The following is a 26,228-nucleotide window of genomic DNA, read 5'->3' on the forward strand; positions in this document are numbered from 1 at the left end:
ACGGTCGTATTTCTTATTGTCCATAATCAATTGCCGACCGTTTTATAGATCATCCAATCGGTACACAAAGATAAAGACCCGATGATCCTTGCACAAGATGCATTAGAACGGATATTTACCTTGGGCGACAACCTAAACTTTCATTATTATGAAAAAACTTTTATGCGCGGCTGCCGTTGTAGCAGCTGCCGGTCTGATGACCAGCTGCGCAACCTCTGCGCACCTGACAGCCAACCGGAACGTCACGCAAACAAATGTCGAACTTGCACAGAAGAACTACCGGGTTATCGGCACCGTCGAAGGTTCCGCCAAGATCGGCCGTGTCTTCGGTATCGGAGGAATTTCGGGTAAAGCCATCCGGGCCAATGCTTACGCAGACATGGTGAAAAATGCCAAACTTTCGGGTTCTCAGGCAATCATCAACACGACCACCGAGGTCAAGCAGCGCGGCGTAGCCCCGTTCTATTGGAAGACCGTCGTAACAACTTACGGGCAAGTAGTCGAATTCACGGAATAATCATCCATCGAGCCATAGCCTGGTCAATCGGGCTATGGCTTTTCCGTATGCGAAAGTTCTTAACACTGCTTCTGATCGGAAGCCTTTTCGCCGATCCGTTATCGGCCGTCCCCCTCAAACGCGGAATTCCGTTGATCGTCTGCATGCGCACCTCGGCTAACAGCAATCGAAATACGCCCATCATGGCAGAGGTCGCAAACGACCTGATCGTGGCGGGCGAAACCGTAATCGTCCGGGGCACCCCGGTTATGCTGGCCGTCAACAAGAAGAAAGCGAAAGGCGTAGGAAAACCGGGTTATTTGCAACTGAGTTGCATCTCGACCTATGCTGTTGACGGGCAGACGATCCTCTTGTCGGGCGGAATCGAAAGAGAGGGTGAGAATCGGGAAGGCACCGCCATCGGTCTCGGGGTCGGACTGGGTCTTACGTTTTTACCTCTTGGAGGGTTCTTCTTTCTGTGTCTGAAAGGCGAAAAGGCGGTTATACCCGCCGGAACCGTACTCTTCGGCGTAACAGTAGCCGAAAGTTACGAGGTAGAAATCAACTGAACGCAAGCCCGCCGCCTTTTCGAGGCGGCGGACTTGCATAACCGGATGACTTACTCCAGAAAGTGATTCTCGTCGTTATTCGTCACAGCGAATTCGCTGAGCGAACGCAGGTGGCGGCGCAGCATCTCGGCGGCACCCTCCTCGTCCTGCTCGCGCACGCAGCGCAGCAGTTCGCGGTGCTCGAAACACACCTCTTCCAAGGGCACCGTGCAGACGCGGTAGCGCTGGTAGTAGCGCAGCACGTCGGGCGTGATGACCAGCAGCAGCGACACGATCACCGGATTGTGCGATCCGCGGGCGAGGGCCTGGTGGTAGGCAAAATCTTTCGACACGCGCTCATCGGTATAGAATTTCTCCTCGCACTCCCTCAGCGCCGCCTCGATCCGCATCAGATCATCTTCGGTACGGTTGCGAGCGCATAGCTTCACCGCCTCGATCTCCAGCAGCACGCGCACGTATACCAGCGATGCGAAATCGTACCGCTCGATCTGAAGCGCATCCGTTATCATGCGTTCGAGCACCTGCATCTTCTCCTGAGCCACGACCGTACCGCTCTGAGGAAAAGTCTGCACGATCCCGTAAAATTCGAGCTTCTGAAGCGCCGCACGCACATGGGCGCGCCCCACTCCCAGCATTTCGGCCAGGCGTCGCTCGGCAGGCAGCCGCGCGCCGGGTTGCAGGCAGCCCGAGTAGAGCTGCTCCTTGACATATTTGAGTACGCTGTCGACCTGTTTGCTGTTGGGTGAGTGATTCATCATTTTCGATTTACGGAGGCAAAGATCGTAAAAAAACCAATCAAACCAAAATATGACATGCCTGAAGCAGCCATGCAGGTTCGCCCGGCTGCAAGTTTTTCACGAACGGTCTATCGGAATTCTACCGTTATAGGTCGGATTCACAACTTGACTTGTTGCCTTGCCTGAAAAAATTTGCTAAAATTTTTGGATAAATAAAACGTTTTAGCTTACTTTGCAAAAGCAGGAGTTTTTCCATGCGACACAAGCAATGCTGAAAAATATGCGTACCCGCAAAGTTACGATCAAGGATATAGCCACCGAGGCAGGCGTTTCGGTCTCCCTGGTGTCGTTCGTGATGACCAACCGGGCCGGCGGAAAGGACGTGTACCGCGTCAACAAAGAGACGGCGCAGCGAATCCTCGAGGTGGCCGAGCGGCTGCGCTACCAGCCCAACAACGCCGCCCGCACGTTGCGAAGCGGCAAAACGCGGACGATCGGCGTCATCGTCTCCGACATCTCCAACAAGTTCTTCGCCGACATCGCACGCTGCATCGAGGATTTGGCTTATAAACATAAGTATACGGTTCTGTTCGGCAGCACCGACGAAAATCCGCGCAAACTCGAAAATCTGATGACGGTCTTCTTCAACCGCGGGATCGACGGGCTTATCATCGTTCCGTGCGAGGGGGCCGACCAGGCCATCCGGCGCGTGGCGCAGCAGGAGATTCCCATCGTCCTGCTCGACCGCGAGGTGGAGGGCGCCGAACTGAGCAGCGTGGTGCTGAACAACTGCAAGGCGGGCATCCGCATCACCGAGTCGCTCGTGGACCGGGGATATACGCACATCGAGATGGTCTCCTACTCCATGTCACTTTCCAACATCCGCGAGCGCGAAGAGGGGTATCGCCGCTGTATGGCACTGGCCGGACTGGAGGAGCGCATCCGCATCCACCACCTGCACCACGACCGGCTTGAGCAGATCGATCCGGTGGTGCGCGATGCCCGGGCGCGCGGCGTCGAAGCCTTCGTCTTCGCCACGAACACGCTGGCCCTCACCGGCCTAACAGCCATTCACCGAAACGGCTGGCACGTGCCGCAGGATTTCGCCCTGGCGTGCTTCGACAGCAACGAAACATTCGACATCTACGGCACCGCGGTGGCCTGCGTGCGCCAGCCCATCGAACAGTTCGGCCGCGAAGCCCTCGAACTGCTCATCCGTCACATCGAGCACCGCGACCAGCCGCCGAGCCCGGCGCGCATCGTCCTCACGCCCGAGATCGTCGAACAGGGTGACATCGCAGCTTCCGAGCCATCCTCCGCAAGCGACCGGGCCGCACCGATTCCGGTGTAATCCTTTTTTTTGTCCGCAATGCTAAATCGTTTTAATTCAACCCAAAACCCAATCCAACCAACCTATGAACAGTAAAATTCTACCATTCCTCTGCCTGCTGTGCTGCGTTCAGCAGGGCTGTACGGACGAACCCGACGGTGCGGGGGGGGGAGTTCCTCCCACCACCGGATTCGGTAACCGGATCACGGAGCTCACCGCCACACTCCCGAACGCCGGAAGCGATACCGAATGCGTGTGGCTGGTCGGCGATGCGGTCACCGTGACCGACGGCATCCGTTCGGCCCGGTTCGGCGCCAGCGCCGGCATCGGCACGGCGACCGGCAAATTCAACGGTTCGCTCGCGTGCGAGGCAGGACCTCTGTACGCCGTCTATCCGCCCGTCGGCGACCTGAACGGCTTTGTCGCACCGATCACGATCGGCACGGCGCAGCATGCCGGAACGCGCCTCGCCAACGACATTCGCGTGGGCCGCTGCGACGAGGCGCTCTTCCCCGCCGGCTCGCACTTCCAATTCGAGCGCAAAGCCGTCGAGGTGCATCTGACGCTCGACTTCGCGGCACCGGACGATCCCTATGCCGCCGAAAGAATCGCATCGGTGAAGATCACCGCCGACGGGGTGAATATCGCCGGAGAGTGCGCCTGCGACCTCCGCACGCCCGATGCCGCGCTGACGGGTTCGGTCAACAGCATCACCTACACGTTCCCCGAAGCGCCCGCGCTGGCCCGTCCGGTCGAAGCGGTTGCGCTGCTCGCCCCGTGCGACCTCACCCGCGCCGCCAGCGTACACTACCTCGTCACGACGGACCGCTATTCGTTCCTCTTCAGCCAGCGACCCGAAGAGGCTTTTGCAGCCGGACAGACGGTCCGTGTTGCGTTGGCGATCGGGGAGTTCTCGCCGACCGATGCGGAGACCCCCGCCGAGGGCGAGGTTCGCATCCGCCGCGAACTCCCGGCTCTCGATCTGAGCGCCCGGGGCACGGCCAACTGCTACATCGTGGACCGGGAGGCCCGTTGCAGTTTCGACGCCACCGTGATGGGCAACGGCGCCGCGGGCATCCTCGCCGCCGGCGGCTTCACCGACTACCTGGGCAACCCCCTCGCGGAGTCGGCGGCCATTGAGCCCGTCTCGGCCGCACTCCTCTGGCAGACCGCCGACGGGTTGATCTCCGAGCCTGTCCTGAGCAACGGCCTCGTCACGTTCACCTCCTCCGGCAAGCGGGGAAACGCCCTGGTGGCCGTTTTCGACGCCGAGGGGCGGATCATGTGGAGCTGGCACATCTGGTGTACCGACACCCCCGCCGAGCTATCCTGCATGCCCAATAAGGCGGGCAACGCCTACACGTTCCTGGACCGCAACTTAGGTGCGACCGCGGCGGACGACGATCCGGGGCTCGCGCTGGAAAAGGACCCCGCTCCCACCCTCGGTCTGCACTACCAGTGGGGCCGCAAGGACCCGCTGCCGGGCGCCGCCTGCTACAACAGCATGGCCGAACCCGCCCTCTACGGTCCGGTGGACAAGGTAGCCGTCGAAGCCCCCACCGCCGCCACGACCATCGGCTATGCCATTCAGCATCCCGCCACTTTCTTCAAGGCCGCGGACTGGCTCCAGGCCGGGCGCAACGACGCCCTCTGGGGCAATCCCGACGGGGAGGGTTCGACCCCGGCCGCCGTCCGCAAGTCGATCTACGACCCGTGTCCGCCCGGCTACAAGGTTCCGCCCCGCGACGCTTTCACGCTCTTCACCACGACGGGCGAAAACACCAAACTGCCCGCCGAACACAACATCCGCTTCGCGGAGTCGGCCAAGCGCGGCTGGCACCTCTACTACACGGCCACGGGGAGCGGGGCCGCCGCCTGGTACCCCAGCAACGGCTGCCGCTATTACAGCACGGGAGCGCTCAACCGCGGATCGTTCTACTACTACTGGACCTCGGCGCCGTCCGCCGGCACCAAGGCCTGCTGCCTGGCCGTCAAGAACGACGCGAAAGAGGTCGACCCGCTCTACACGTTCCAGCGCGGCAATGCGCAGACCACGCGCTGCGTCAAAGAATAACCGACAAAAAACCGAAGAAATGAACCGCATAATCCAAATCGCACTCCTGCTCCCGCTCCTGGCCGCGGCCTCTCCGGTCGCCGCCCAGGCCAAAGGGCACAAGGTCGCGGGCACGGTGATGGGCCCCGACAGCCTGCCGCTGACGGGCGCCGCCGTCATCATCAAGCAGGTCAACCGCGGCGCCGTGGCCGACTCCCGGGGCCGCTACGTCCTCCCGAACGTCGAGCCCTCGGCCACGCTCGTCTTCTCCTATCTGGGCATGGTCACCCGGGAGGTCGTCGTGGGCGACCGCACCGAGATCGACATCGTGCTGACCCCGGCCGACGCCCGGCTGGACGAGGTGGTCGTGGTCGGCTACAGCGAAGTCAAATACCGCGACCTGACCGGAAGCGTGGGCCGCGCCGACGTGGGCGAGATGCTCAAGGCGGATGCCGGCAATATCGCCGAGGCCTTTGCGGGCCGTGTGGCCGGGGTCGAGGTCTCCTCGAACGAGGGTATGCCGGGCGCCGAGATGAACATCGTCGTCCGCGGCAGCAACTCCGTCACCCAATCCAACGCCCCGCTCTACGTCATCGACGGATTTCCGCTCGAGGACACCTCGCTGGGCCTGCTGAACCCCTCGGACATCGCCTCGATCAGCATCCTCAAGGACGCTTCGGCCACGGCGATCTACGGTGCCCGCGCGGCCAACGGCGTGGTGATCGTCACCACCCGGCTCGGCACGCCGGGCGCCACCCGGGTGTCGTTCGACGCCAGCTGGGGGTTCGCCGACATCTCCCGGAAGATCGAGCTGATGGACGCCTACGATTTCGTCCGGCTCCAGCAGGAGATCATGACCGGGGCGGATTTCGAAAAGACCTACCTGGGCGAGGGCGGCTCCGTGGAGGATTACCGCCGCGCCCGCACGATCGACTGGCAGGACAAGGTGTTCCAGCGGGCCCCCGTGCAGAAATATTCGCTCAACCTCTCGGGCGGCAACCGGTCGACGCGCTTCAGCACCACCCTCTCGGTTCTCGACCAGGACGGTATCATCCGCAACTCCAATTACAGCCGCTACCAGGGCCGCGCCACCGTCGACCACCGCTTCGCAAAGCGCTGGCACGTGCAGGCCACGGCCAATTTCGCCCGGACCGTGCAGACGGGAGACTCCCCGTCGCAGACCAACTATACCGGGAGCGCCAACCTGCTTCCCAACGTCTGGAGCTACCGCCCGTTCGCATCGGTCGGCAACGACGACCTGGTGAACGAATGGGTGGACCCCTCAATCAACCCCTCGCAGGACTACCGCGTCAACCCGGTCTACATCGTCTCGGAGGAGATGCGCCGGCGGTTCAACAACAATTTCAGAGCCAACGCCTACGTCGAATACGAGATCGTGAAAGACCTCAAGCTCAAAGTGATGGGCGGTTTTCTCAACGACGACTACGCCTACGAGCAGTTCAACGGCTCGCGTTCACGCACGGGCAACAAGTACCGTTCGGACGGCGTGAACGCCTCCGTACAGCACAAGTCCACGCAGCAGTGGGTCAACGAGAACACGCTCACCTGGAAAACCGCGCTGGACGCCGACGGCAGGCACCGGTTCGGTCTGCTGGTGGGCCAGACCATGCAGGGCAGCCGCTACACCAACACCTATCAGAAGACCACGCACATCCCCAACGAGCACATGGGCATGAACGGCATGGGCGAGGGTTCGCCCGTGGTCTCCACCTACACCTCGGCCGAGTGGACGCTCATGTCGCTGCTTTCGCGCCTCGACTACAACTACGACGACCGCTACTATCTCACCGCGACGCTGCGGGCCGACGGTTCCTCGAAATTCGCTCCTAACCACCGCTGGGGCTATTTTCCCTCGATATCGGCGGCCTGGGCCCTCTCCCGGGAGCCTTTTCTGAGGGACAGCAAGGTCCTCTCCAACCTCAAGCTGCGCGTCAGCTGGGGCCTGACGGGCAACAACCGCGTGCCGGAGTATGCCTGGCGCACCCAGATGAACGCACTCGAAGGCTCGGAATACCCGTTCGACAACTCCAACACCACGGGGTACGTCATCACCAACCTCGGCAACCGCGACCTGAAATGGGAGACGACCTCGCAGTGGGACGCCGGCCTCGATGTCGGGCTCTTCGACGACCGCATCGCGCTGACGATAGATTGTTACCGCAAGGTAACATCCGACCTGCTGCTCTCGGCCGACATTCCGCCCTCGTCGGGATTCCTGACCAACACGATGAACGTGGGCAAGGTCCGCAACCAGGGGCTCGAAATCACGCTCCGGACCGAGAATATCCGGACGCGCCGGCTGCGCTGGACCACCGATTTCACTTTCTCGATGAACCGCAACCGGGTACTGGCCCTGTCGCGCAACCAGGAGAGCATCGTCAATGTCATCTCCTACGCCAACGCCTACATCACCAAGGTAGGCAAACCGATGGGCATGCTCTACGGCTATATCTACGAGGGTACCTACAAATACGAGGATTTCGACCGCGTGAACGACAAGTGGGTGCTTCGGCCCGAGATTCCCGAGAACGGCACGGGCCGCTCGGGCATCCAGCCCGGCGACGCCCGCTTCCGCGACCTGAACGGCGACGGCACCGTCAACTCCGACGACTGCACCGTCATCGGACGCGGGCAGCCGCTGCACACGGGCGGACTGAACAACACGATCGAGTTCGGCGGCTTCGACCTGAACCTCTTTTTCCAGTGGAACTACGGCAACGACATCCTCAATGCCGCCCGCATGCAGTTCATGCGCGGCAAATCGGAGGTGGGCTACAACCGCTGGAAGGAGTACTGCGGACGCTGGACGGCCGACAACCCCACAAGCGACATTCCCCGCGTGGGTGGCTGGGGCTCGGGCCAGTACTCGTCGTTCGAGGTCGAGGACGGCTCCTACCTGCGGCTGAAAAACCTCTCGCTGGGATATACCCTGCCCGCGAAGATCACCCGCAAGTTCTTCGTCGAGAAGTTGCGCATCTACTTTTCGGCGCAGAATCTGGTCACCTGGAGCAATTACTCGGGCTACGATCCGGAGGTCTCGACCAAAAACTCGGCCCTTACGCCCGGTTACGACTGGTCGGCCTATCCCCGGTCGAGGGTCTATAATTTCGGCATCAACGTCGTATTCTAAAACAACCGAACGCCATGAAAAAAATACTTATTCCGCTTTTGGCCGCCACGCTCGCCGCATGCGATTTCTTCGACGTCGAGACCGGGGGCTTCATCCCGCCCGAGACCTCGTACGTCGACCGGAAGAGCGTCGAGATGGCCCTCACGGGGGTCTATGCGCCCCTGTCGGACCTCTCGTTTTACGGCCGCGACTGGTTCTACGCTTTCAACCTCCAGGACGACCTGAGCTACTACGACCGCAACTACACCAAGCAGGAGTTGTTCCTGAACAACTACACCAACACCAACGCTACGCTCAACAACCTCTGGACGACGCTCTACCTGGGTATCGACCGCGCCAATTCGTTTCTGGAGTACATCCAGGGGTCGCCCGTGGACGAGGCGCTCGTCACGCGCTATACGGGCGAGGTGCGTTTTCTGAGGGCCTACTACTATTTCACGCTGGCGAGCCTCTGGGGCGACGTGCCCCTCCGGCTGCAATCGACCCGCGACGCCGGCGCCTTGCAGATGCCGGCCACTCCCGCAGCCGAACTTTTCCGGTTCGTGGCCTCCGAGATGGAGGGCGTCGTGGATCTGGTGGAGCCCGCCGACCGGCTCGCCGGCCCGGGCCGCATTTCGCAGTCGACCGTCGCGGGCATTCTGGCGCGCGTCTATCTCAAGATGGGCGGCTTCCCCACGCACATGGGCAAAGAGGCCTACGAGAAAGCCGCCTACTGGGCCCGGCAGGTCGTCGACAGCGGGCTGCACACGCTCAACCCCTCCTACGAGGAGGTCTTCACCAACCTTTGCAAAGATGTCTACGACCTCCAATACCGCGAAAGCATCTGGGAGATCGAGTTCAAGGGCAACAACCAGGACGGCCACACCACGGGCGGCTGCGTGGGCAGCTACAACGGGGTCTACAACAACCAGAACGACAGCTACGGATTCGGTTACGGCTACGTTTCGGTCACGCTCAAGCTGTTCGACCTCTACGACGACCCGGCGGATACGCGCCGCGCGTGGAACATCTGCGAGTACTACTACCGCAACGGCGAAAAGCTGTGGCGCAACCTCAACAACAAACAGCACGTCTATTGCAACGCGGGCAAGTTCCGCCGCGAATACGAACTCTCCGGCACCCGGGACAAGGACTACACGCCCATCAACTTTCCGGCGCTGCGTTACGCGGACGTGCTGCTGATGCTCGCCGAGGCGGAGAACGAAGCCTACGGCGGTCCGACCGGCCTGGCCCTCGACTGCCTCGACCGGGTACGCCGCCGCGCCAACCCCCTCTGCGCCGCGACCGAGGGGCTGGACCAGGCGGCTTTCCGGCAGGCGATCGTCGACGAGCGCGCCCGCGAGCTCTGCTTCGAGGGGTTGCGCAAGCAGGACCTCATACGTTGGGGGCTCTACGTCGAAGCCATGACTGTCGAACGCCGCGCCCAGGTCGCCGACCCGCGCTGGCACGCCAACAAGAGCTACGCCGGTGCCGTCGCCGACTACACCGAGTACCGTCACAACTGGTACCCCATTCCCAGCAAGGAGCTGGCCACCAATTTCCAGATCGAACAGAACCCCTTATGGTAATCCGACCCATGAAAAAGCTCATCCTCCTGCTGGCGGCCCTGTGCTGCCTGGCCTCCTGCGACAAGGTGCTCGAAGAGGTCTCGTTCCGTGTCGAAGCGGACGGAAATACACCCTGCGAAGCCGGCCGCGAAATCGTCTTCCGCCTCGGCGGGAACCCCGATTACATCACGTTCTACTCGGGCGAAGCCGGACACCGGTACGAATACGCCGGGCGGACCGATCCCGACGGCACGGCCCACTACGGCGTGTCGGTCAAGGCGATGGACAACCGCAAAAACGCTTTCACGTATGTCTATGAAAATCCGGGCGAATACGATGCGGCGTTCGTCGCCAAAAACGTTACCTTCGAGGGTGAAAACACCGCCGTCGTGCGGCTCCGGATCACCGTCTCCGAGCCCGCCGACCAATAAAACCGCCTGCCATGAACGCCAAAACGCTTTTCTCACTCTGCGCGCTGCTGCTCTGCGCAAACACACGGGCCTCAACACCCGACCAAATCCGTCTGGTCGAAATCCCCGCCGGTTGGTTCTGGATGGGTTCCAACGGAGCGGGCCCGGACTACGACGAAGCGCCCCTGCACCGGGTTCGTATCTCGCAGCCTTTCCGCATGTCGGCGACCGAGATCACCAATGCCCAGTACGAGCGGTTCGATCCCGCGCACAGGGCCCTGCGGGGCAGGCAGGGCTTCTCCACGGGCGACAACGAAGCCGTCGTCTTCGTCAGCTGGCACGACGCCGTCGCTTTCTGCCACTGGCTCTCCCGCCAGGAGGGGCGCAACTACCGGCTTCCGACCGAAGCCGAGTGGGAGTACGCCTGCCGCGCCGGCTCCTACATGCACTACTCGTCGGGCGACCGCCTGCCCGAAAAGTCGTTGAAAAACCAGACCGAACACCATGCGTTCCGCCCCGTGGACCTCACCGTCGGACAGGGCCGTCCCAACGCTTTCGGGCTCTACGACATGCACGGCAACGTCGAGGAGTGGTGCCGCGACTGGTACGGCCCCTACATCGGGGGCGAGCAGACCGATCCGGCGGGTTACGCCGACGGCTGGTACCGCGTGACCCGCGGCGGCAGCCACTCCACGACCGCCGAACACCTCCGCTCGGCCAACCGGCTGGCGATGATCCCCGAAGACCGCCACTTCCTCACGGGATTCCGCATCGTCGAAGCCCCGCTGCCGGACACTCCGCCCCTGCCGTTCGAGGCTCCGGCTTTCGAGGTCGCGCAGGAGCCCACCCGCTGGACCCCGGAACGAAAACCGCTGTTTCTCGAACCGCTGGTCTATGTGCGTCCGCCCGCCGCATCCGTTCCGCCCCTCTACCCCCACAACCACTGTCCGGCCGTGACTTGGTGCGCGAACGGCGACCTGCTGGCCGTCTGGTTCTCGACCATCACCGAGTTCGGGCGCGAAATGGCCATCTGGCACAGCCGCCTGCGAAGCGGCGCCGCGGAGTGGGACGAGGCCGCGCTCTTCTGCAAGGTCCCCGACCGCAACATGACCGGATCGTCGCTCTGGACCGACCCCGACACGGGCCGCCTGCTCTTTCTCAACGGCGTCGAAGCCGCCGGCTGGTGGCGCAACCTGGCGCTGATGATGCAGTCGTCCGACGACAACGGCGCCACTTGGAGCCGTCCGCGCATCGCGGCACCCGACCACGCGCCCGGACACCAGGTGATCGCCGGCATGATCCGCACCCGCGAGGGGTGGCTCCTGAACGCCTGCGACGCCGGACCCGACAACAACGAAGGCTCGGTCGTGCAGATCAGCCGCGACGGCGGCCTAAGCTGGACATCTCCCTGCGGCGAGCGGCCCGCAGAGTTCCGGGCCGGGGCCACGGGCGGCACGATCGCGGGCATCCATGCCTGCGTCGTGCAGCTTCTGGACGGCTCGCTGCTGGCTTTCGGCCGCGGCAACGACCTCCCCGATTCCGAGGGGCGCCGCCGCATGCCCCGCAGCATCTCCCGCGACATGGGCCGCACGTGGAGTTACTCGGCCTCGCCCTTTCCGCCCGTCTCGGGCGGCCAGCGCTGTACGATGATCCGGCTGCGGGAGGGGCCCATCCTGCTCGTCTCGTTCACCCACCATCCCCTGCGGCCGCCCAAAGAGGACGAGCGGATGCGCATCGGCTCCCAAATCGTGAGCGGCATCTTCGCCGCCGTCTCCTACGACGAGGGCGAAACCTGGCCCGTCGTAAAACTCCTCACGGACGGCGAATACCGGTTCATGGACGGCGGCGCCTGGACCGGATTCTTCGAAACCGACGCCCGCCGGGCCGAACCGCGGGGCTACCTGGCGATGACGCAGACCCCCGACGGGATGATCCACCTGCTGTCGAGCCGCAACCACTACCGTTTCAACCTCCCCTGGCTGGAGAAAACCGATCCCGAACCATGAAACCCGTTCGCAGACTGACCCTCGTACTGGCCTTCGCGCTGGGCCTCCCGGCTCTTGCAAAGCAGCCGACGCTCTTCACCAACCACTACGACCCCGCGGCCGACACACCCAAGCTGGACGCCGAGAAAGCCGTCGTCTTCGACCCCGTCGGGAGGTGGACCTACGCGCACCACCCCACTTTGGCCTTTTTCAAAGGCTGTCTTTACGCCGCTTTTTCCAACGGACCGGCCGGCGAGGACGAACCCGGTCAACGCATCCTCCTCTCCCGCTCGGAGAATTTCACCGACTGGAGCGAGCCGGAAGTGCTGCTCGAACCCGGCGCGGGCGACTACGGACAACCCGAGATTCTTACGCCGGGCGGACTGAAAGTCATCGGCGACAGCCTGGTGCTCTACTACACCGTCAACGACAACGACGGCACCTCGAACCGCCGTCTCGACCCCACCCTCCACGCCATCGTCACGCGCGACGGGCTGGAATGGTCCGACCCGATCCGCCTCTCGCTCCGGGTCTTCCCGTGTCACAGCCCGCTGACCCTCTCCGACGGGCGCATCCTCCTGACGGGCAACACGCTGGTCTACTATACCGACGACCCGTCGGGCACGGGGCGCTGGAACCGCTGCCGGATGGAGCTTCCCGAATTCCAGGACGGAGCCATCACGTTCGACCAGGTGCGCCCCTCGCTCTGCGAGGGCGCCCTGCTGGAGCACCCCGACGGACAGGTCTTCTGCCTGCTGCGCAGCACGGGCAAGACCTACGACGGCTATCTGTGGCAGATGCAGAGCGCCGACGGCGGCCGGTCGTGGAGTTCGCCCGTGAAGAGCCGCTTCACCGACAACAACACCAAGTCTTTCTTCGGACGCCTGCCCGACGGTCGCTGTTTCTACGTCGGCACTCCCGACACCACGCATCCGGGCGAACGGTGGCCGCTCGTGCTGGCCCTCTCCGACGACGGCTACGACTACGACCGCACCTGGATTCTCTCCGACGACCGCTATGCCCAGCAATACCGCGGCCGCTGGAAAGGCGGCGAATACGGCTATCCCTACGCCATCCTGCACGACGGCTACGTCTATGTGATCCTCTCGCGCCGCAAGGAGCGCATCGAGGTGATCCGCATCGAAACCGAGGCCTTGAAATAAAAAACCATGACACGACTTTTCCTGCTTCTGTGCTCATTCGCGCTCCTGCCGGCATCGGCGCAGCAGCTTCGATTCCCCTCCATCATCAGCGACCACATGGTCCTCCAGCAGCAGACCGACGTGCTGCTCTGGGGCCGGGCCGCCCCCGGTGTACGCATCACGGTCGCGCCCTCGTGGTGCCGCGAGACATTCTCCGCCGCAGCCGACCCCCGCGGCCGCTGGGAGCTGACCGTCCCCACCCCGGCGGCCGGAGGGCCTTTTCGGATCGAGGTCACGGCCGGGCAAGAATCGCGGACGCTGCACGATGTCCTGGTGGGCGAGGTGTGGCTCTGCGGCGGACAGTCCAACATGGACGTCAGTTTCCGCGGCCTTCAGAATCAACCCGTAGCGAACGCCGCGGACGAGATTTTCGATTCGAATTACCCCGCGCTGCGCCTGTTCCGCGTGAAGCGCGATTACAGCCTCGCTCCGCAGGAGGATTGCCGCGGAGCGTGGGCCGTGAGCAGCAGCGAATCGGCCGAGACGTTCAGTGCCGTGGGGTTTCTGTTCGGCCGGCTGCTCCACACGAGCGAGCGGGTACCTGTCGGGATGATCCTCTGCGCCTGGGGCGGATCGAAAGCCCGGGCGTGGATGAGCCGCGACGACGTGCTCCGCTTCGCCGGGATTCCCATTCCCGACACGACCGACCTCCATCATGCCAACGTCACCCCCACCGCCCTCTACAACGCCATGCTGCTCCCCATTGCCGGCTACACCATCCGCGGCTGCCTCTTCTACCAGGGCGAAGCCGACGTGGCGGACCCCGCGGGCTATCGCGCGCAGTTCCCGGCCCTGGTCCGGGAGTGGCGCAGGCTGTGGCGCAGGGAGTTCCCGTTCTTCTATGTCCAGCTCGCGCCCTACGGCTATCCCGACCTGGGCTGGACGCCGCGGGGCCGGGAGGCCGCCCGCTTCCGCGAGGTACAGCAACAGTGTCTCGCGGACATTCCCCGCAGCCGGATGGCTGCCACCTCCGACATCGGAGCGCCGCACACCATCCACCCCGACGACAAGCAGACCCTCGCCCGGAGACTCTTCTACCTGGCCGCCGCCGACTGCTACGGGCGCAAGGGTTTCGAACCGTCGAGCCCCGCCTACTGCGGCATGGAGATTCACGGGGATTCCGTCGCCCTCCGTTTCGAACACGCTCCCTACGGAATCAGCTCCCGCGGCCGGCCGATCACGGGATTCGAAATCGCGGGCGCCGACCGCACCTTCCACCCCGCCCGGGCCTGGATCCGGGGCCGCTCGACGGTGTGGGTCCGCAGCGACCGGGTTCCCGAGCCCGTCGCCGTGCGCTACTGCTTCACCAACTACTACCGGGCGAACCTTTATAACAATTACGGCGTCGTCGCGCTCCCGTTCCGCACCGACGACTGGAACGACTGAAAACCGAACACATGAACCCTGCTTTGCTCTTCTGCCTGACGTTGCTGTGCGCCCTCGGCGCAGGCCGCGTCCCCGCCGCGGAACCCGTCCGCGTAATTTTCGAAACCGACATGGGCAACGACGTCGACGACGTGCTGGCCCTCGACATGCTCTACAAATACCGGGAAGCCGGGCTCGTCGACCTGCTGCTCGTCTCCAACAACAAGGGCGACGCGTTCTCGGTCCCGTTCATCCGCCTGATGAACGCCTTTTACGGCCATGCGGACATTCCCGTCGCCTCGTCGCCCGACACGCTGCTGCCCGCACAACGAATGAAACAGCCTCCCTACACAGAGGTCGTCGTCCGCTCGGGCGAATTCGTTGTGCCGGACGGCCCCGCCGGCGATGCGGTGGATAGGTACCGGGCGACGCTGGCCGCACAGCCCGATCGGAGCGTGGTGATCGTCTCGGTGGGCTTCTCGTCCAACCTCGCGCGGCTACTCGCCTCCCCGCCCGACCGGCACAGCGACCTCGCAGGCCGCGAACTGGTCGCCCGCAAGGTGCGGCTGCTGACGATGATGGCCGGGAATTTCGACGGCGCGGGGCGCCGCGAGTTCAACGTCCGCATCGACATCCCGGCCGCCCGCGCGGTCTTCGTCCTGTGGCCCTCGGACATCCTGGTCTCCCCCTGGGAAGTCGGCGGAAGCATCTTCTACCGCTCCCCGGCACTGGACGGGATCGACTATGCCGCACCCCATCCGCTGAAACGGGCCTACGCCGCCTACCTCCCCATGCCCTACGACCGGGAGTGCTGGGACCAGACCGCCGTGCTGGCGGGCGTCGAGGACCCCCGGCGCTGGTTCTCGCTATCGCCCCGAGGCGAGGTCACGGTAGACGACCGGGGCCGCACGACTTTCACGCCCGCCCCCGCAGGCCGCATCCGCATCCTCGAAACCACGCCCAGGCAAAGGCGGCGGATCGCCCGCCGCATCACGCAGCTGGTCGGACGGACGCCCCGCCGATACGCAGCGGACAGGTAAGCGTCTCGCAGATAGGCGGAAGCCCGTCGACAGAAGCGACGGCAGCACTCCTGCTGCCGTCGCTTTTCGTATACTTACAACTTGACGGGCAAACCGCCCTGTTGGTAATATTTCGACGGATTTCGGTCGAATTTCTTAACTTTTTATCGCCAAACCGCAATTTTTAATTAAATTTTCCTAAATTTGTAAATCAGGATTAAAACCGCAGCTATGGCAAAACGAGAACTTTTACTCGGAGACGAAGCCCTCGCACTGGGGGCGCTCCACGCGGGACTCTCGGGCGTCTACGCCTATCCGGGCACGCCCTCGACCGAAATCACCGAATACATCCAGGGCCATCCGCTCACCGCCGCGCGCGGCGTGCACTGCACCTGGTCCGCGAACGAGAAAACCGCCATGGAGGAGGCGCTGGGCATGTCCTACGCGGGCAAACGGGCGCTGGTCTGCATGAAACACGTGGGGCTGAATGTGGCCGCGGACGCTTTCGTCAACTCCGCCATGACCGGAGCCAACGGCGGCCTGGTCGTGGTGGTGGCCGACGACCCCTCGATGCACTCGTCGCAGAACGAACAGGATTCGCGCTTCTACGGCAATTTCACCCTCGTGCCCACCCTCGAGCCCTCCTCGCAGCAGGAGACCTACGAGATGGTCCGCGCGGCATTCGACCTCTCGGAAAAGTACCGTCTGCCCGTGCTGATGCGCCTGACGACCCGCATGGCCCACTCGCGCGCCGTGGTCGAGGTCGCCGACGTGCGCGAGCCCAACCCTTACGCCTGCCCCGCCGCCGACCGCACGCGCCAGTGGGTGCTCATGCCCGGCAATTCGCGCGTCCGCTACAAGGCGCTGCTCGACGACTGGGACCGGCTGGAGCGGGAAGCCGCCGAGAGTCCGTTCAACGATTATGCAGACGCCGCGGACAAATCCCGCGGCATCATCGCCTGTGGCATCGGCTGGAACTACCTGATGGAGAACTTCCCGGACGGCTGTCCCCATCCGGTGCTCAAGATCACGCAATACCCCCTGCCCCAGGAACTCGTGCGCCGCATGGCCGCTCAGTGCCGCGAACTGCTCGTCATCGAGGAGGGACAACCCGTCGTGGAGCAGGCCGTGCGCGGCGTGCTGCCCGCGCCGCTGCCCGTGCGGGGCCGCCTGACGGGCGACCTGCCCCGCACCGGTGAGCTCACGCCCGACAGCGTGCGCATGGCCCTGGGCATGGCACCCCACCGGGCGCATGCCGCCAGTGAGACCGTCGTACCCCGTCCGCCCGCCCTGTGCCAGGGCTGCGGCCACCGCGACATGTACACGGCCCTCACGGAGGTGGTCCGCGAATACGAAAACGCCCGGGTCTTCAGCGACATCGGCTGCTACACGCTGGGGTGGCTCGCACCGCTGCACGCCATCGACACGTGCGTGGACATGGGTGCCTCGATCACGATGGCTAAAGGCGCCGCCGATGCGGGACAGCACCCCTCGGTGGCCGTCATCGGCGACTCGACCTTCACCCACTCGGGCATGACGGGCCTTTTGGACGCTGTGAACGAACGGAGCCCCATCACGGTCATCATCTCGGACAACCTCACCACGGGCATGACCGGCGGGCAGGACTCGGCCGGCACGGGGCGGCTCGAACAGATTTGCGCCGGCATCGGCGTCGAGGCCGACCACATCCGCGTGGTAGTCCCGCTCCCGAAGAACCGCGACGAGATGAAGCGCATGATCCGCGAGGAGATCGAGTACCCCGGCGTCTCGGTCATCATCCCCCGCCGCGAGTGCATCCAGACGGCCAAACGGCACGTCGCCGAGAAAATAAGAAAATAGCGGATTCCCGGGTGCCGCCCGCCGAAAGGGAGCAACACGGCCTACCGACAAAGCCCCTCCCGAGGGAGGGGTTTGGGGTGGGGTCAGCATTGTAAACACGGCGTTCCGCCGTGCATTCGAGACCGGCTAATACGCAAAACATTCGACAAGGACAATCAGGTTACAAAATCGTACAACCATGAAAAAAGACATCATACTCTCGGGCGTGGGAGGTCAGGGCATCCTCTCGATCGCCACCGTGATCGGCAGGGCGGCCCTCGACATGGGCCTTGCACTCAAGCAGGCCGAGGTCCACGGCATGAGCCAGCGCGGCGGCGACGTGCAGTCGAACCTGCGCATCTCGTCCTCGGCGATCCGCTCCGACCTCATCCCGCGCGGCGCGGCCGACATCGTCATCTCGCTCGAACCGATGGAGGCGCTGCGCTACCTGCCGTGGCTCTCGACCGACGGGTGGGTCATCACCAACACCGCGCCTTTCGTCAACATCCCGAACTATCCCGATGAGGAAGCCCTCCGGCGCGAGCTGGCGGCCCTGCCGCACGTCGTGGCGCTCGATGTCGACGCACTGGCCCGGGAAGCCGCCTCGCCGCGCGCCGCCAACATCGTCCTGCTGGGCGCCGCGGCTCCGTTCCTGGGGCTGGAGGCGGAAAAACTGGAGCAGGGCATCCGCGACATCTTCGCCCGCAAGGGCGACGCGGTGGTCGACACCAACCTCGCGGCATTCCGCGCCGGATACGAATACGCACAAAAACAACTGCGATGAAACTGCCGCTCGACAACTCGCTCCTCGCCTCCGCGCTGGAGCGCATGGACATCCGGGACATCGCCCGGGCGACCATCCGGCAGTCGGGCGACATCGCCCGCATCCTCGAACGCGAATCGGAGGTGGAGTTCCTCCACCTCGAAATGGGCGTCCCGGGGCTTCCGCCCGAACAGGCGGGCGTCGAGGCCGAGTGTGCGGCGCTGCGGGCGGGCGTTGCGTCGCAATACCCCAACATGTTCGGCATCCCCCAACTCAAGGAGCAGGCCTCGCGCTTCATCCGGGCGTTCCTCAACGTGGAGGTCGCCCCCGAGGGGTGCATCCCGACCGTCGGTTCGATGCAGGGCAGCTTCACGGCGTTCCTCATGTGCTCGCAACTGGACCCCGCACGCGACACGATCCTCTTCATCGACCCCGGCTTCCCCGTGCAGCGCAGCCAGGTCCGCATCCTGGGCATTCGGAGCGAGTCGTTCGACATCTACGACTACCGGGCCGGGAAACTGGGGCCCAAGCTCGAAAGCTACCTATCGACCGGCCGTATCGCCGCCATCGTCTACTCCAACCCCAACAACCCGGCCTGGGTCTGCCTCACGGAGGATGAGTTGCGCACCATCGGGGAGCTGGCCACCCGCTACGACGCCATCGTCATCGAGGACCTGGCCTACCTCTGCATGGATTTCCGCAAGCCGTTGGGCCGTCCATTCGAAGCGCCCTACCAGGCTTCGGTGGCGCGCTATACGGACAACTACATCCTGATGATCTCCGGCTCCAAAATATTCAGCTACGCCGGCCAGCGCATCGCCGTAGCGGCCATCTCGGACAAGCTCCGCACCCGGGAATACCCCGCCCTGCGGGAGCGCTACAACATCGGCCGGCTGGGCGACGCTTACGTACTGGTCTACCTCTACGCCGCCTCGTCGGGCACGAGCCACTCGGCCCAGCACGCCCTGGCCGCCATGTTCCGCGCCGCGGCGGACGGAGAGCTCGATTTCGTGGGCGAGGCTTCGGAGTATGCACGCCGTGCAAAGCTCACCAAGGAAATTTTCCTGCACCACGGCTTCCACATCGTCTACGACAAGGACCGGGAGGAGAAAGTGAGTGACGGTTTCTTCTACACCATCGGCCGCAAGGGCTTCGGCAGTGCGGAGCTGCTGCGCGAACTCATGCTCTACGGCATCTGCGCCATCTCGCTCACCTCGACGGGCAGCCGGCAGGAGGGCATCCGCGTCTGCGTCTCGCAAATGAACCGCCCCGAACAGTTCGAGCTGCTCGACCGCAGGCTGGCTCTGTTCGACGAGCGACACCCCCGGTAAAATCGGTTGCGAGGAGGGCTTCCGGGCACTGCGGCGGCATCCTATCCGTCCGGCGGCAGCGCAACGGACCCGGTGAGTGCCGACAAGCGGTCGCCCCGGAATAATTATGAATTGTGAATTATGAATTTTAAATTGAAAACTCCCGCCGAAGCCGTGCGGCTCATCTCGTCCGGCGACAGCGTCTACATCCAGGGCAGCACCTCGATCCCCGAGGTACTGGTCCAGGCCATGACCGACCGCGCCGCCGAGCTTCGCGGCGTGAAAATCTACTCGGGCTTCGCCGTGGGACGCGCCGACGCCCCCTACTGCCGCCCCGAGCTGCGGGATTCGTTCCTGGTGAACAGCCTCTTCGTGGCCAACAACATCCGACGCCACCTGGCCGCGGGCGACGGGCAGTCGATCCCGGCCTTTCTGGGCGAGATTCCCGGCCTGTTCCGCGACGGTACGCTTCCGGTGGACGTGGCGCTCGTGAACCTCTCGCGGCCCGATGCGGAGGGGTACTGCTCCTACGGCGTCTCGGCCGACCTGGCCGTCTCGGCCGTGGATTGCGCACGGATCGTCATCGCCCAGATCAATCGGGCCATGCCGTTCTCCTACGGCGATGCCGTGATCCACCTTTCGGAGGTCGACGCCGCGGTCGAGGTGGACGAACCGCTGGTTGAGGTTCCCACCGCGACCCCGACCGAGACCGAGACCCGCATCGGCCGCTACATCGCCGAACTGATCCCCGACGGCGCCACGCTCCAGATCGGCGTGGGCGGTATCCCAAACGCCGTGCTGGCGGCTCTCAAGGACCACAAGCACCTGGGACTGCACACCGAAGCGATGACCGACGGCGTGCTGCCCTTGTTGGAGAGCGGCGTGATCGACAACTCGCTCAAAACGGTCATGCCCGGTGTATCGGTGGCTTCGCTGGCACTGGGTTCGCGCCGCCTCTACGACTACATGGATTACCGCAAGGACCTTGTGATGAAAGACGTGGCGTGGACCAACGACCCGTTCCGCATCCGGCAGAACCCCCGCGTGATGGCGATCAACTCGGCCGTCGAGGTGGACCTCACGGGCCAGGTGTGCGCCGATTCGGTGGGCCAGCGCATCATCTCGGGCGTCGGCGGCCAGCACGATTTCATGTACGGCGGGTCGCTGTCCGAGGGCGGCAAGACTTTCATCGCCATCCCCTCCACCACGCCGCGCGGCGAGTCGAAGATCAAGGCGCTCCTTACGCCGGGTGCGGGCGTGGTCACCACGCGCCACATGGTCCAGCACATCGTCACCGAATACGGCGTGGCGCACCTGCGCGGCAAGAATCTTGCGGAGCGTGCCCGGGCGCTGATCGCCGTGGCGCACCCCGCCGTGCGCGAAGAACTGGAACGGGCCGCCGCCGAGCGCTTCGGCCATTCGTTCCTCCGAATCAAGTAACCAAACCCCGGCTCCGAAAAAGCCGGGGTTTGCATAACCGCATTTTATGAACCGCAAATACCTCTTTTTCGACCTCGACGGCACGCTGACCGACTCCATGCCCGGCATTACGCGCGGGGTGCAGTACGCCCTCGCCCATCTGGGCATCGAGGTCGACGACCTCAAAACGCTTCTCCCTTTTATCGGACCGCCGCTGCGCGACTCTTTTCGCGTATACTACGGACTGGACGAAGCCCGGATCGATCTGGCTGTCAGTAAATACCGCGAATACTACGAGCCGCGGGGCCTCTTCGAGAACGCGCCCTACGAGGGCATCCCCGAGCTGCTCCAAGAGCTGCAATCGGCCGGCTTCCGGCTGGTCATGGCCACCTCCAAGCCCGAGCACCTCGCCCGCCGGATCGCCTCGCATTTCGGCTTCGCCGACCGCTTCGCGCACATCGCGGGCAGTGCAGCCGACGGTTCGCGCGACAGCAAGGCCGACGTGATCCGCCATGCGATCCGGACGCTCGGCATCGCCGATCGGCGCGAGGCGGTGATGATCGGCGACCGCCGCCACGACATCGAGGGTGCGGCCGCCGCGGGCGTGGACGCAATCGGCGTCCTATGGGGCTACGGAAGCCGCGACGAACTCCTTACAGCCGGAGCGCACACCCTCGCGGCCGACCTCGGGGAGCTGCGACGCCTGCTGCTCGGATAGAGGCTGCGACCGGAGTATTGGTTGGACCGGCCGAGGTAGAAACTGCGAGCCGGGGAGCCGCACAAACGAATCGCCCTCTGCCGGAACAAGCTCCGGCAGAGGGCGATTCCCGTCACGGCAGAGCCGCAGCTACTTTTCGAACCGCATCTCCCGGAGCAGCTGCCCGGCCCCTGCGTAGTGCTCGATCACCCACATCACGTAGCGGATGTCGACCGAGACCGTGCGCGCCAGTTCGGGGTGGAACCACACGTCGCCGGCCATCGACTCGCGGTTTCCGTCGAACGCCAGCCCCACCAGCCGGCCCCGCGCATCGAGCACCGGGCTTCCCGAGTTTCCGCCGGTTATGTCATTGTCGGTAAGGAAATCGACATGGAGCGTTCCGTCCTCGCCCCAGCGGCCCCACGCGCGGGCCTCGACGAGTCGCCGCAGCCGTTCATCCACACGCCATTCGTAGACGCCCGGATCGTACTTTTCAAGGTACCCAGCCACTGTCGAACGGGCGTCGTAGTGAATCCCGTCCGCGGGGCTGAGGGGTCGGACCGTCCCGTACGAGAGCCGCATCGTCGAGTTGGCGTCGGGATATTGCGGCACGCCCTGCGCGGCCCGGAAATCGTAGAGCGCCTCGGCGTAACGCCGCTCGGACGGGCCGATCTTCACCCTCGCACGCTTCTCGGCCCGGTCCACCTCGCCCGTGAAGCGCTGGACGCGCACCGATTCGGTCAGCGCCACCAGCGGATCGCGGCGTATTTCCGCAACCGACCGGTCCCGGGAGAAATAGGCGTCGTAGCGCGCTGCCGTTGCGCAGAACGAGCGGTCGAACGCCTCGCGGGCCATGCGGTCGGCATCGCCGCCGGCCGCGTCGTACATCGCGCACAACGTCTCGCCCCACATCCCGCGCGGCACGTGGGCCGTAAAATTGACAGCCATCCGGGCCAGCAGGTCGCAGTCGGTCGCCGGATCGTAGTTGCGCTTCAGGCGCCCGCTCCCCGCGACCACGGCCTGCGCGTCGCGGTCCGACAGGCGCAGCGAATCGCGCCCCGTGCGGTCGAGTTTTCCCAGAAACGACGAGACGCGGTTGGCCACCAGGAGCGCTTCGCTCGGCCCGAGCCACGCCTCGCGGAAATAGTTAAGGTCCCGCTCGGCTTCGCGCCGCGCGGCATAGCCCCGCTCCAGTTCGCCGAGCACCCCGCCGTAACGGGTCCTCCGCGCCGTGTCGGCCTCGATCCAGCGCTGCATGGCCTGCTCCTCCTGCCGACGCCGCTCCGCCACGTCGAACCGCCTCAGACATTTCGTCTCCCACTTGGCGTAGTCGGCATAGTTGCTCAGCGAGAAAAAGGCGTCGGAGTAGGCCATCCGCACCTTCGGGTCGCGCTCCATGTGGCGGCGAATGATCGCCATGCGGTCGTGGCGGTTCCCCACGACGATGGGGTTCTTGATCCGCTCCCGCTCCCGGATGGCCTGCGACGAGGCGTAACGATTGGTGTGCCCCGGAAATCCCACGACCATCGTAAAGTCGCCCTCCCCGACGCCGCCCGCAGCGATCCGCAGCACCCGGCGCGGACGCAGCGGCACGTTGTCCGCCGCATACTCCGCCGGACGCCCATCGGCATCGGCATAGACGCGGTAGAGCGCGAAATCGCCCTTGTGCTGGGGCCAGCCCCAGTTGTCGTAATCGCCGCCGAACGCACCGATCGAGACGGGCGGTGCGCCCACCAGCCGCACGTCGCGGTAGACGTCGTAATAGTACATCAGGTAGCGGCGCCCGCCCCAAATCGACGCACACGACACCTCGCAGTCGGTCCCCTCGCCGTGACGCTTCTCCAGGTCGGCATAGAGACGCCGCATCGACATCATGCCCCACCGTCCCGCGGCTTGCATCCCGGCCCTGAGCGCCTCGGCCTCCGCGGTCACGTCCTCGACGCGGCGCAGAAACGACACCGTCTTACCCGGAACCGGAATTTCGTCGGCGCGCTCCGTAGCCCAGAAACCCGTCTCGAGGTAGTTGCGCTCGGGGGTCGAGAGGGCGCAAATATCGCTGTAAGCGACGTGGTGGTTGGTAATCATCAACCCCTCTTCGGAGATCATGCTGCCCGTTCCCGCACCGCCGTCCACGGCGACCACGGCGTCCGCCAGCGCCTCCTCCTGCTCGTTGTAAATCGCTTTCAGGTCGATCTTCAGGCCCGCTTTCCGCATCCGGGGGTAGATCCCCTCCAGCGAATTGACAAGCCACATCCCCTCGTCCGCCGCCACAGGTTGTGCGAGCGGGAGCAGGACGACCAGCCAGATGAACCATCTTTTCATATCCGTTCCTTTCTAAATACGGTCGAGGGCCGTTGACGGCCCTCGACCCGGTACGTTACTCCCCGACGGTCCGCCCCTCGCGGGTGAATTTGAGCCGCGGGTCGACCTCCTTGAAAGTGCCGTCGGCCATGCGGACCGTCCATTTCTCGGCCTGGAAAACCTCGTTCCACAGCCGCGCGTCGTCCCACATCGACCGCACGTAATGCACGCGCATGACGGGCACGAGGTCTCTCAGCACGAAATCCACCGACACGATACCGTCCGTACACGAGAGAAAACTCTTGAAATAGGGGAATCCCATGCGGATCGGCAGTTTCTCGATCCCCGGGAACTCCATCTCATAGACCGCCTTGGGGAACTGCTCGTCGTCCCCCCATTTTTCGGCATTGGCCACAAAGCGGCCCGAGAGCTTCTCGACCTCACGGAACATCGTCTGCGCAAACTCTTCGCGCGAAATCCGTCCGGCGACGTCATACGTTTTCAACACCGTGTGCATCGGGATAATTTTCTCGCCCTCCTTGGACGGAATCACCAGCTCGCGGGCGTCGATGGCCTCTTCGAGCTGCTTTTCGGTGATCCCGGCCGCCGGATCGGCATAGACCGTCACGTCCACCGGGCAGGCGAACTCGGTCGTGAAGCCGTACACGCCCTCGATCCGCTGGAGCACCATGCCGAAATAGACCATGTCCATGCGGTCGTGCAGCCCCTCGACGCCCAACTTGAGCACGTCGAGTTCGGGAATATGCTCACCCGGCGTGGCGAACTTGCGCAGCGTGGGAGAGAAGATCGCCGCCTGAATCTTCAGCGTATCGGTCTTCGCGGGATCGTACAACACCTCGATTCCGTGGCGCCGCACGAACGTCTTGACGCCGTAAACTCCCGGCACGGTCTGCATCTTGGCCGAAAAGGCTTTCGACGAACCGAAGCACTTGATGGTTTGCAACCCCTCCATCTCATAGGTCCTGAGCCCCTCGGCCTGCTCGTATTGGCCCCATTTCTCGTCGATGGTCGGCAGTTCGAGCTTCGACCCGAGCCACAGGGCCATCAGGAAGAGGACGATGGCCAGCAGGCCCGGCACCCAGCGCCACGAGCGGCGGCCGTTGACCTGGAGCGCCTGCGTGGCGCACGACGAGATGCACTGCCCGCACATGGTGCAGTCCACGTGCTTGACCTTGGCGTAGTCGTGGATCGGAATGCGGTAGGGACACTTTTTCTCGCACAGCCCGCAGTTGTTGCACAGGGCGGCATCGCGCCGCACGTACATCAGCGGGAATGCGCAGCTGCGCAGCTTGACGATCTCGATCAGGTAGGCCGCCGCGCACGTTGCGCCGACCACCCACACCCAGGCTTTTTCGACGCCCAGCAGGCCCAGCACCCACGCTCCGACGGCCGCCACGACGAGCAGCACCGTGAATTTGAAGATGTTGCTCACGGCTCCCAGCGGGCAGATATAGCGGCACCAGAACATCCTGACCACGAAGCCGCCCAGGAGGAGCAGCACCAGGCTCGTCAGCGACATCCACAGCACGATCTCACCCTGGAAGCCCGTGGCCACGGCATAGTACGGGTCGAGCTTCTTGCAGAACAGTTCGCTCGACGAGAGCGTGAAATAGAGGATCGTGAAGAGCAGCACGTATTTCACGGCCCGCAGCAGGCGGTCGGCCGCACTGCCTGACGGCACCTCGACCTGTATTTTCAGCTTCCGCCCTGCGCGGCCCATCGCCTCGCCCACCGTACCCAGCGGGCAGAGGTAGCCGCAAAAGAGTTTCGAGAAGAGGATGACGCCCGCGGCCAGCACGAGGCCCATCATGATCTGGAGCATCGACATCGAGCAGGCCAGCGAGTTGTTCACCAGGTAGGTGCCGAAAGCCTGCAAGCCGCCGAACGGGCAGTATTTTTCCACATCGACGGGTTTGTCGCTGAACGTGGCCCAGAGCACCGTCGTGACGATGGCGGCCAGGACGCCCCATTGCAGTATGTGCTTCAGGTAGTTGGGTTTTCGTTTCATCTATTGTTGTGTGTTGTGTGTGTTTGT

General features: G+C 64.1%; 19 protein-coding genes. 16 read left to right on the forward strand and 3 right to left on the reverse strand.

The window, feature by feature from the left end; translation table 11 throughout:
- Positions 1-148 precede the first annotated feature (148 nt).
- Entirely contained in the window at positions 149-517 is a 369-nt protein-coding gene (locus ACMQ11_RS09950; protein WP_418992617.1) for a DUF6567 family protein, read from the forward strand.
- 182 nt (positions 518-699) lie between these two features.
- The gene (locus ACMQ11_RS09955) at positions 700-1,065 is read left to right on the forward strand and encodes a hypothetical protein (RefSeq protein WP_418992618.1); all 366 of its coding nucleotides are present in this window, start codon (positions 700-702) and stop codon (positions 1,063-1,065) included.
- A 50-nt stretch (positions 1,066-1,115) separates the two neighbouring features.
- Here the strand turns inward: ACMQ11_RS09955 and ACMQ11_RS09960 are convergent, their stop codons facing one another.
- A complete protein-coding gene (locus ACMQ11_RS09960) occupies positions 1,116-1,820 on the reverse strand; it encodes a FadR/GntR family transcriptional regulator (protein ID WP_418992619.1) in 705 nt (234 codons plus the stop codon).
- 262 nt (positions 1,821-2,082) lie between these two features.
- Between ACMQ11_RS09960 and ACMQ11_RS09965 the strand changes: the two genes are divergently transcribed.
- The 14 genes from ACMQ11_RS09965 (at position 2,083) to ACMQ11_RS10030 (ending at position 21,892) form a co-directional block, all read left to right on the forward strand.
- Positions 2,083-3,153: a LacI family DNA-binding transcriptional regulator gene (locus ACMQ11_RS09965; RefSeq protein ID WP_418992620.1), complete on the forward strand. Its 1,071-nt coding sequence runs from the start codon at positions 2,083-2,085 to the stop codon at positions 3,151-3,153.
- 64 nt (positions 3,154-3,217) lie between these two features.
- Positions 3,218-5,206 carry a hypothetical protein gene (locus tag ACMQ11_RS09970; RefSeq protein ID WP_418992621.1) on the forward strand — a complete coding sequence of 663 codons (1,989 nt, stop codon included), beginning with the start codon at positions 3,218-3,220 and terminating at the stop codon, positions 5,204-5,206.
- Between the two features lie 19 nt (positions 5,207-5,225).
- Positions 5,226-8,336, forward strand: a complete 3,111-nt coding sequence (locus tag ACMQ11_RS09975; RefSeq protein ID WP_418992622.1) for a SusC/RagA family TonB-linked outer membrane protein — start codon at positions 5,226-5,228, stop codon at positions 8,334-8,336.
- A 14-nt stretch (positions 8,337-8,350) separates the two neighbouring features.
- On the forward strand, positions 8,351-9,904 hold the full coding sequence (locus tag ACMQ11_RS09980; protein WP_418992623.1) for a RagB/SusD family nutrient uptake outer membrane protein: 1,554 nt from the start codon (positions 8,351-8,353) through the stop codon (positions 9,902-9,904).
- Positions 9,898-10,314, forward strand: a complete 417-nt coding sequence (locus ACMQ11_RS09985; RefSeq protein WP_418992624.1) for a DUF5017 domain-containing protein — start codon at positions 9,898-9,900, stop codon at positions 10,312-10,314. Before ACMQ11_RS09980 ends, ACMQ11_RS09985 begins: the two co-directional genes overlap by 7 nt.
- Before the next feature lie 11 nt (positions 10,315-10,325).
- Entirely contained in the window at positions 10,326-12,299 is a 1,974-nt protein-coding gene (locus ACMQ11_RS09990; RefSeq protein ID WP_418992625.1) for an SUMF1/EgtB/PvdO family nonheme iron enzyme, read from the forward strand.
- Positions 12,296-13,441 carry an exo-alpha-sialidase gene (locus tag ACMQ11_RS09995; protein ID WP_418992626.1) on the forward strand — a complete coding sequence of 382 codons (1,146 nt, stop codon included), beginning with the start codon at positions 12,296-12,298 and terminating at the stop codon, positions 13,439-13,441. The genes ACMQ11_RS09990 and ACMQ11_RS09995 overlap by 4 nt, the downstream gene beginning before the upstream one ends.
- 6 nt (positions 13,442-13,447) lie before the next feature.
- Positions 13,448-14,866 (forward strand): sialate O-acetylesterase, encoded by a 1,419-nt coding sequence (locus ACMQ11_RS10000; protein ID WP_418992627.1) that lies wholly within the window; start codon positions 13,448-13,450, stop codon positions 14,864-14,866.
- Between the two features lie 11 nt (positions 14,867-14,877).
- Complete coding sequence (locus ACMQ11_RS10005) at positions 14,878-15,885, forward strand: nucleoside hydrolase (protein WP_418992628.1); 1,008 nt, start codon at positions 14,878-14,880, stop codon at positions 15,883-15,885.
- Positions 15,886-16,095: 210 nt separating this feature from the next.
- Positions 16,096-17,703 (forward strand): thiamine pyrophosphate-dependent enzyme, encoded by a 1,608-nt coding sequence (locus ACMQ11_RS10010; RefSeq protein ID WP_418992629.1) that lies wholly within the window; start codon positions 16,096-16,098, stop codon positions 17,701-17,703.
- A gap of 178 nt (positions 17,704-17,881) precedes the next feature.
- Entirely contained in the window at positions 17,882-18,466 is a 585-nt protein-coding gene (locus ACMQ11_RS10015; protein WP_418992630.1) for an indolepyruvate oxidoreductase subunit beta, read from the forward strand.
- Positions 18,463-19,776 (forward strand): aminotransferase class I/II-fold pyridoxal phosphate-dependent enzyme, encoded by a 1,314-nt coding sequence (locus ACMQ11_RS10020; RefSeq protein ID WP_418992631.1) that lies wholly within the window; start codon positions 18,463-18,465, stop codon positions 19,774-19,776. The genes ACMQ11_RS10015 and ACMQ11_RS10020 overlap by 4 nt, the downstream gene beginning before the upstream one ends.
- 120 nt (positions 19,777-19,896) lie before the next feature.
- Entirely contained in the window at positions 19,897-21,195 is a 1,299-nt protein-coding gene (locus tag ACMQ11_RS10025) for an acetyl-CoA hydrolase/transferase family protein (RefSeq protein ID WP_418992632.1), read from the forward strand.
- Between the two features lie 46 nt (positions 21,196-21,241).
- Positions 21,242-21,892 (forward strand): HAD family hydrolase, encoded by a 651-nt coding sequence (locus ACMQ11_RS10030; RefSeq protein WP_418992633.1) that lies wholly within the window; start codon positions 21,242-21,244, stop codon positions 21,890-21,892.
- 129 nt (positions 21,893-22,021) lie between these two features.
- Here the strand turns inward: ACMQ11_RS10030 and ACMQ11_RS10035 are convergent, their stop codons facing one another.
- Both ACMQ11_RS10035 and ACMQ11_RS10040 read right to left on the reverse strand, forming a co-directional pair.
- Positions 22,022-24,193: a S46 family peptidase gene (locus ACMQ11_RS10035; RefSeq protein ID WP_418992634.1), complete on the reverse strand. Its 2,172-nt coding sequence runs from the start codon at positions 24,191-24,193 to the stop codon at positions 22,022-22,024.
- A gap of 55 nt (positions 24,194-24,248) precedes the next feature.
- Positions 24,249-26,201 carry a 4Fe-4S binding protein gene (locus ACMQ11_RS10040; RefSeq protein WP_418992635.1) on the reverse strand — a complete coding sequence of 651 codons (1,953 nt, stop codon included), beginning with the start codon at positions 26,199-26,201 and terminating at the stop codon, positions 24,249-24,251.
- Positions 26,202-26,228 lie beyond the last annotated feature (27 nt).

It is taken from the genome of Alistipes sp., assembly GCF_048465575.1.
In the GTDB taxonomy this organism is placed as follows: Bacteria; Bacteroidota; Bacteroidia; order Bacteroidales; family Rikenellaceae; genus Alistipes.

Bases quoted from the DNA above. Each gene is read 5' to 3' on its own strand.
- ACMQ11_RS09950 (WP_418992617.1), top strand. From the start codon at position 149: ATGAAAAAACTTTTATGCGCGGCTGCCGTTGTAGCAGCTGCCGGTCTG.
- ACMQ11_RS09955 (WP_418992618.1), top strand. From the start codon at position 700: ATGGCAGAGGTCGCAAACGACCTGATCGTGGCGGGCGAAACCGTAATC.
- ACMQ11_RS09960 (WP_418992619.1), bottom strand. From the start codon at position 1,820: ATGAATCACTCACCCAACAGCAAACAGGTCGACAGCGTACTCAAATAT.
- ACMQ11_RS09965 (WP_418992620.1), top strand. From the start codon at position 2,083: ATGCGTACCCGCAAAGTTACGATCAAGGATATAGCCACCGAGGCAGGC.
- ACMQ11_RS09970 (WP_418992621.1), top strand. From the start codon at position 3,218: ATGAACAGTAAAATTCTACCATTCCTCTGCCTGCTGTGCTGCGTTCAG.
- ACMQ11_RS09975 (WP_418992622.1), top strand. From the start codon at position 5,226: ATGAACCGCATAATCCAAATCGCACTCCTGCTCCCGCTCCTGGCCGCG.
- ACMQ11_RS09980 (WP_418992623.1), top strand. From the start codon at position 8,351: ATGAAAAAAATACTTATTCCGCTTTTGGCCGCCACGCTCGCCGCATGC.
- ACMQ11_RS09985 (WP_418992624.1), top strand. From the start codon at position 9,898: ATGGTAATCCGACCCATGAAAAAGCTCATCCTCCTGCTGGCGGCCCTG.
- ACMQ11_RS09990 (WP_418992625.1), top strand. From the start codon at position 10,326: ATGAACGCCAAAACGCTTTTCTCACTCTGCGCGCTGCTGCTCTGCGCA.
- ACMQ11_RS09995 (WP_418992626.1), top strand. From the start codon at position 12,296: ATGAAACCCGTTCGCAGACTGACCCTCGTACTGGCCTTCGCGCTGGGC.
- ACMQ11_RS10000 (WP_418992627.1), top strand. From the start codon at position 13,448: ATGACACGACTTTTCCTGCTTCTGTGCTCATTCGCGCTCCTGCCGGCA.
- ACMQ11_RS10005 (WP_418992628.1), top strand. From the start codon at position 14,878: ATGAACCCTGCTTTGCTCTTCTGCCTGACGTTGCTGTGCGCCCTCGGC.
- ACMQ11_RS10010 (WP_418992629.1), top strand. From the start codon at position 16,096: ATGGCAAAACGAGAACTTTTACTCGGAGACGAAGCCCTCGCACTGGGG.
- ACMQ11_RS10015 (WP_418992630.1), top strand. From the start codon at position 17,882: ATGAAAAAAGACATCATACTCTCGGGCGTGGGAGGTCAGGGCATCCTC.
- ACMQ11_RS10020 (WP_418992631.1), top strand. From the start codon at position 18,463: ATGAAACTGCCGCTCGACAACTCGCTCCTCGCCTCCGCGCTGGAGCGC.
- ACMQ11_RS10025 (WP_418992632.1), top strand. From the start codon at position 19,897: ATGAATTTTAAATTGAAAACTCCCGCCGAAGCCGTGCGGCTCATCTCG.
- ACMQ11_RS10030 (WP_418992633.1), top strand. From the start codon at position 21,242: ATGAACCGCAAATACCTCTTTTTCGACCTCGACGGCACGCTGACCGAC.
- ACMQ11_RS10035 (WP_418992634.1), bottom strand. From the start codon at position 24,193: ATGAAAAGATGGTTCATCTGGCTGGTCGTCCTGCTCCCGCTCGCACAA.
- ACMQ11_RS10040 (WP_418992635.1), bottom strand. From the start codon at position 26,201: ATGAAACGAAAACCCAACTACCTGAAGCACATACTGCAATGGGGCGTC.